Origin of the sequence: Methanoculleus sp. MH98A (assembly GCF_000691865.1) — an archaeon.
Taxonomy (GTDB): domain Archaea; phylum Halobacteriota; class Methanomicrobia; order Methanomicrobiales; family Methanoculleaceae; genus Methanoculleus.
On the sequence record NZ_JMIO01000262.1, the window covers coordinates 1 to 1114 of the forward strand.

Genomic DNA, 1114 nt, shown 5'->3' on the forward strand with positions numbered 1-1114 from the left:
CTGAAATAAGGGCCACAGGCAGAGCCAACATCTGGTAAGCAAGCGTGTACCAACCAACAACATCGAGGCCATACATGAACGAAAGCATGAACACAGGGATCTGCAAGGAAACGGCAAAGAGAAGGGTCGCCGGGGCCGAGTACATCGGGAATGAACGATATTCTTGTGCTACTGACTTAATCCCGGCAACTGAAATGTCCCTAAATGCGTCCCGATCCTTTCCCACGATAGCCTTTGTAAAGGTGTAAATTCCAGCAACGTTTGAGACTATATAACCAAGTATTAGTCCCAGCGGCCCTAAAGCTAGAAAACCGAATAAAATTTTGCTAAGAGAGCCTCCCAGACTCTGGTTAATTTTTGTCCTGGTAATACGAGGATAGTCCCGTTGCCGGATAGCCCAGTAATTGAGAGCTTGATAAATACCAGCGCCCAGAAGACCAACTAGAACCAGCCATAAATATGGTAGGAGATCTTGGAAGTCTAGCATCTCCACAATCCTGCTTCCTACCAGTAAGAACGAAATGCAGAGTATACCAGTGACTCCAGTGATAATCATTAAACACAGGATAAGGATATTTGCCGCTCTGGACGAATCTTTTGGGACTGGTATCGCGTATTCATACCGTAACGATGCTATAACCAGCAGGATTGTGAGAACCGAGCTATAGATCCCTAGAAGTCCGAAGTCTGAAGGGTCATAAAGCCTAGTTATAATGGGTGTTGAGATTATACCTATTCCCTGGGCAAGCGCAGTCCCACCGCCAATTACAAATACACCTTTCCACAGAGGACTGCTCATGACCCTGCTATACTGCCGATACCCAATTTTAAGAAAGATATTCTTCAATTTTTCAAATCCGAGCGATTTAGAGATTATATTGGAAATACCCTCAACCGTCATTAAGTGTTAAATAAAATGATCCCAATATATTTCATCGTTCTGAAATGGACCTAGGTCTGATCCGCTCCAAAGACAAAAAGTATAACATCCTATCAACAATTACGTTAGATCTGTGGCTTAAACCAGAAACTCTAAATTTTAAAGATACTAATTACTGATAATAGGCGTGTGCGCATGGAACTGATTAAAGGCAGGATACGAGAAGCTTCTTTC

Annotated in this window: 1 protein-coding gene; it reads right to left on the bottom strand. The window is 43.1% G+C overall.

Annotated elements, in window-relative coordinates; genetic code table 11:
- The coding region (locus EI28_RS12900; RefSeq protein ID WP_155937470.1) for a lipopolysaccharide biosynthesis protein at positions 1 to 901 on the bottom strand (901 nt) is incomplete at its 3' end.
- Positions 902 to 1114: the final 213 nt, after the last annotated feature.